The following is a 5,316-nucleotide window of genomic DNA, read 5'->3' on the forward strand; positions in this document are numbered from 1 at the left end:
TGATGGGTAGCTTGATCGATCCCTCTCAGTCCCGCCACTTTTCCCGCCGAAGCATGCTCGTTGGTTCGGCCTTCGCGTTGCTGACACCGGTGGTCCTGGGCGCCTGCGGCGCCCAGCCATCTCCCGGTCCTTCGGGAGCTATCGCGGCGTCCGGCGGCACCCTGCGCATCGCCCGGCCCCCCGCGTCGAAGGCTGAAACCCTCGACCCGGCCAGCTCACTGTCGGCCTATGAATACCTGGGCGCCCTGTACAGCCGGTTGGTGAAGCTGTCCCCCTCGGGCGAGGTCCTGCCGGACCTGGCCGATTCATGGGAAGTATCCGGGGACGCAAAGACCTGGACCTTTAACCTGCACAAGGGCGTCGTCTGGCATGACGGCAAGGCTTTCACTGCCGAGGATGTCATCTACACCGTCCAGCACATCCTGGATGAGGCCACCAAGTCACCGCAGGCCGGTGTGCTGGCACCCTTCGTGGACGGCAACGGGATTACGGCACCGGACGCCACCACGGTGGTGTTCAAGCTCAAGACGCCGAATGCGGAATTTGCCAGCCTGCTCACCGGGTATAACTGCTACATCATCCCGGCCGGGTCTGCGGCGACCATTGGAATGTTGGGCATCGGTACCGGGCCGTTCAAACTCAGGAGCTTCACGGCCGCGGGCCCGGGCTCGGTGGTGCGCAATGAGAACTACTTCGGCCAGGCGGCCAAGCTGGACACCATTGAGTTTTCGTCCATCGCTGACACGCAGGCGAGGGTTAACGCGCTGTTGGCCGGGCAGGTAGATTTGGTTGCACAGACCAACCTGGACTTCGCGACTGCCAAGATGGTCACCGCCTCCCAGAACACGACCATCGCCACCGTGAAGAACGCGCAGTGGTACCCGGTCCCGATGCTCAATACGAGCAGCCAGTTCAAGGATCCGGCCGTGCGTAAGGCGTTTGCTCATGCCTACGATCCCCAGCAGGTGCTCCAGTTGGCGGTCCAGAACAATGGCACTATCGCGCACAATAACCCTGTTCCGCCGAGCGATGCCTACTACCTGGACTACGGTCTGGAATACGACCCGGAGAAGGCCAAGTCCCTCCTCAAGTCCGCTGGCCACGACGCCTTCGATGTCCCGATCTACACCTCGACCTATGACCCGGTACTGACACCACTGGCCCTTGCCCTCCAGGGCAGCATGAAGACGGCCAATATCAACCTGGAAGTCGTCAACTCCGCAGCGGATTCCTACTATTCCGAGGTCTGGATGAAAAAGCCGCTAATGACCACCTACTGGTACACGGGCCGGCCGATTGACCAGCTGCTTAATCAGATCTTCCGCAGTGGTTCCTCCTACAACGAGACCGCGTACGCCAACCCGCAGTTCGACCAGACGCTGGACGCCGCACGTGCCACGGTGGATACGCCCAAGCGTAAGACGCTTTACCAGGATGCCCAGAAGATCCTGATCGATGGCGGAGGCTCCCTCACCCCGTTCTTCGCCGACCGGCTGGTGGGAATGAGCAAGAAGGTGGCCGGCTACCAGGAACATGGGTTCGAGTTCGACTACATCAACATCGGACTTCAGGGAGCCTGATGATCACCCTCTTCGCCAAGCGCGTGGGGTGGTCTGTCGTCACTGTCCTGCTCTCGACGGTACTGGTCTTCACCGCGATACAGTCCCTGCCCGGTGACGCGGCGAGCCAAATCCTCGGTCAGAACGCCACTCCCGAAGCCATCGCCACCCTCCGCCGGCAACTGGGGCTGGATGAGCCGCCGCTGTCCAGATTCCTCGGATGGCTGGGCCGGGCCCTGCAGGGTGATTTCGGCACCTCGCTGGTCACCGGTAACGCCGTCGGAGCCGACGTGGGCCGTGCACTCGTGAATACCTCGGTCCTGGCTGGGATCACCGTTATCGTCGGCATCACGCTCTCGGTCGCGCTGGGCCTCACGGCCGGCCTCTTCCGGGATCGGTGGCCCGATGCAACCATCTCCACGCTCGCGCTGATCGGCATGAGCGTGCCGGAATTCGTGATCGCCACCGTCCTGGTACTGCTGTTCTCGATTTACATCCCACTGTTCCCCGCGGTGGTCATCGCCGGCCAGAACGCCAGCCTGGCCGAAATCCTTCCGTCCGTATGGCTGCCAGCCGCGGCACTGGTGTGCGTGCTCAGCGCCTACATCGTGCGGATGATGCGCACCTCCGTCATCGACGTGATGGAGAGCGAATTCGTCCACACTGCCATCCTGAAGGGCAATTCCATGCCTCGGGTCGTGTTCAAACACGTCCTGCCCAGTGCCATGCTGCCGACGCTCAACGTCATCGCGATCAACATTGCCTGGCTGATCGGCGGGGTAGTGGTGATTGAAAGTATTTTCAACTACCCCGGTGTGGGCACCCTGATGATCCGCTCGGTCCAGTCCCGTGACCTGCCCACCATCCTGCTGATCGCCGTCTTCAGCGCGCTGACCTACGTTATTTGTAACCTGTTGGCCGACGCCGCCGGCCATCTGCTCAATCCCCGTCTCCGCTATCCGAGGAACGCCAAATGACGCCAACTGCTGCCATAGCGGCGATTCCAAAGGCACCTGGAAGCCTCGGCCGGATTGCCCGCTCCATCCGCAAGTCCAGGATGGCAAGCCTGGGTTTCGCCCTCGTTACTGTGCATCTGCTGCTGGCATTCCTGGCTCCGGCCCTGACGCCTTACGAGCCCACGGCCAACGATGCGCTGGCCGCCCTTCAGAACCCGAACGAAGCGCATCTGCTGGGCACCGACACGCTCGGCCGTGACCTGCTCACGCGCACGCTCTTCGGGGGCCAGTACGCCCTGGCCATCAGCTTCTCCTCCACGGTGCTGGCCGTTGTGCTCGGTTCGCTTATCGCAGGCGTGGCGGCATACCGCGGCGGTCTGGTCGATGACCTCATCACCCGGGTGCTGGATTCGGTCCTGGCCGTCCCTGCATTGCTATCCATGCTCGTGGTGGTCACTGTCTTCGGCACCGGACCATGGGTCATCATCCTGGCCGTCGTAGTCGTCTACACCGGAGGGGTCACCCGTATCGTCCGTGCGGCGGTGATGGACGTCCTGCCCAAGGACTACGTGACGGCCGCCAAGGCCCGCGGCGAAGGAATGTTCTCCATCCTCTTCCGCGAGGTCTTCCCCAATGTCCTCGACATTATCCTGGTGGAATTCGCTATGCGCGCCTCGTGGGTGGTCCTGCTGATCAGTTCACTGTCTTTCCTCGGCTTCGGCGCGAACCCGCCCACACCGGACTGGGGCCTCATGGTCGCAGAAAACCGGAACCTGATGGCTGTCTTCCCTTGGGCAACGCTCGCACCCATCATCGCACTGGCCACCCTGATTGTCGGATTGAACCTGGCAGCCGACGGCCTGGCCAAGAGCCTGGGCGTCGACCGCATGAAGGAAGTGCTCGGCTAATGAACACCACCAACTACAACGGCAATGCCGCCACGGACAATGTCGTAGAGATCAGTGACTTGAGCGTGTCCTACCTCACCGGCACGCGCCAGGTCGACGTCCTCAAAGACATCACTCTAGAACTTAGACGCGGGCGGATCCTGGGACTGGTGGGCGAGTCCGGCTCGGGCAAGTCCACGCTTGCCGGCGCCCTGCTCGGGTCCCTGCGCACCACCTCCTTCATTTCCTCCGGATCCGTCCGTATAGCAGGCAGGGATGTTTTCGCGTGCACGGCCAAGGAACTGCGCAGCCTGAGGATCACCGAAGTGGCAATGGTTCCACAGAACGCGGGCATTGCACTGACTCCCACCATGACGATCCGGGAACAACTGGCCGAAGTCCTGCACGATGCCAAGGGCGACAAGACAAGGCAGCGGCGCCGGGCCGAGGAGCTGCTCGGCCTGGTCCGGCTGCCCAACCCTGGACAGGCCCTGGACAGGTACCCGCACCAGTTCTCCGGCGGCCAGCAGCAGCGCATCGGCATTGCCATGGCCATCGCCTCGAACCCCAGCGTGCTTGTCCTTGATGAGCCCACCACGGGCCTGGACGTGGTCACGCAGGCCGCGATCCTTGATCTGCTCTCCGACCTGCAGTCCAGGCTGGGAATGTCCATGGTCATCGTCAGCCACGACCTCGGTGTCATCGATAAAATGTGCACCGACATTGCCGTGCTCCGGTTGGGCGAAGTCGTCGAATCCGGATCCACTCGCGAAGTGCTGACGAATCCTCAGCACCCCTACACGCGGGGCCTGATCGTCAGCGTTCCCCGGATCGACACCCCGGGCATACCGCCAAGCCTGGACCGTCAAGCCGCTGACGCGGCCGGCGGTCCACAGGACGGTGGGGGGATCTACCGCCGCACGCCGCCGTCAAACCCACGGAGTGTGCTCGCCGTGCGTGACCTGACCATCGACTACCGGCGCAAACCTGTCCCTGGCACCGGCCCCACCGTTGAACGGGTCAACTTCGACGTCCGTGCCGGGGAAATCGTTGCCTTGGTCGGTGAGTCCGGATCCGGAAAGTCAACTATCGCCAACGCCATCGCCGGCCTGCAGAGGACGGACGCCGGAACCATCAGCCTGGCTGACGGCGGGGAGTTGGCGAAAACAGTGGCGAGCCGGCCCAAGCGGCTGCGCCAGGCGATCCAGCTAATCTTCCAAAATGCCGATACCTCACTGAACCCCCGCAAAACAGTCCAGGCAGCCATCCAGCGCCCCATCCGGCTCTTCGGCCTCAAGGACACCAGCGTCGAGGCAGCGCTCTCCGACGTTGATCTGCCCGCCAGCTTCGCACAGCGTCTGCCCGGCCAGCTCTCCGGCGGCCAACGCCAGCGCGTCGGCATCGCCCGGGCCATCGCGGCCTCGCCGTCGCTGGTTCTGGCCGACGAAGTCGTCTCGGCCTTGGATGTGTCCGTGCAGTCCTCGATCCTGCGTCTGATGGATCAGCTGGCCAAGGATAAGGAGATCGGATTCCTCTTCATCACCCATGACCTTGCCGTGGTCCGCGCCGTGGCGGACCGCGTGGTGGTCCTGTATCTGGGCCGGGTCGTGGAGGAGGGCTCCGTGGAACAGATCTTCTCCAGCACCTCCCACCCCTACACGCGGCTGCTCCTGGACGCCGTGATCGAGCTCGGAGACGACCACGCGGCCAAGGTCCCGGCAGGCAAGGATGAAATCCCCGCCGCTCCGCCGGAGACGGGCTGCCCGTTCGCCAGCCGCTGCCCGATCGTCCGCGACATCTGCCACACCCTTGAACCACCCACCATCCAGGCCTCCGCCACCCACACCATCAAGTGCCACGCACCCATCTCCGAGCTGGTCAGCCGCCTAGCCCCAGCAGCAGTCTAGGAAGGAA

General features: G+C 63.4%; 4 protein-coding genes. All 4 read left to right on the plus strand.

Annotated features, from left to right (window positions below):
• Positions 1 to 1,580 (plus strand): ABC transporter substrate-binding protein (locus NG696_RS00055; protein ID WP_252573453.1); only part of this gene is annotated, 1,580 nt, incomplete at its 5' end.
• A complete protein-coding gene (locus NG696_RS00060; protein WP_252573455.1) occupies positions 1,580 to 2,536 on the plus strand; it encodes an ABC transporter permease in 957 nt (318 codons plus the stop codon). The genes NG696_RS00055 and NG696_RS00060, both read left to right, overlap by 1 nt.
• On the plus strand, positions 2,533 to 3,423 hold the full coding sequence (locus NG696_RS00065) for an ABC transporter permease (protein WP_252573457.1): 891 nt from the start codon (positions 2,533 to 2,535) through the stop codon (positions 3,421 to 3,423). Before NG696_RS00060 ends, NG696_RS00065 begins: the two co-directional genes overlap by 4 nt.
• The gene (locus NG696_RS00070; protein WP_252573458.1) at positions 3,423 to 5,309 is read left to right on the plus strand and encodes an ABC transporter ATP-binding protein; all 1,887 of its coding nucleotides are present in this window, start codon (positions 3,423 to 3,425) and stop codon (positions 5,307 to 5,309) included. The genes NG696_RS00065 and NG696_RS00070 overlap by 1 nt, the downstream gene beginning before the upstream one ends.
• The last annotated feature ends 7 nt before the right edge of the window (positions 5,310 to 5,316 follow it).

Source organism: Pseudarthrobacter cellobiosi, from assembly GCF_023913755.1.
In the GTDB taxonomy this organism is placed as follows: Bacteria; Actinomycetota; Actinomycetes; order Actinomycetales; family Micrococcaceae; genus Arthrobacter; species Arthrobacter cellobiosi.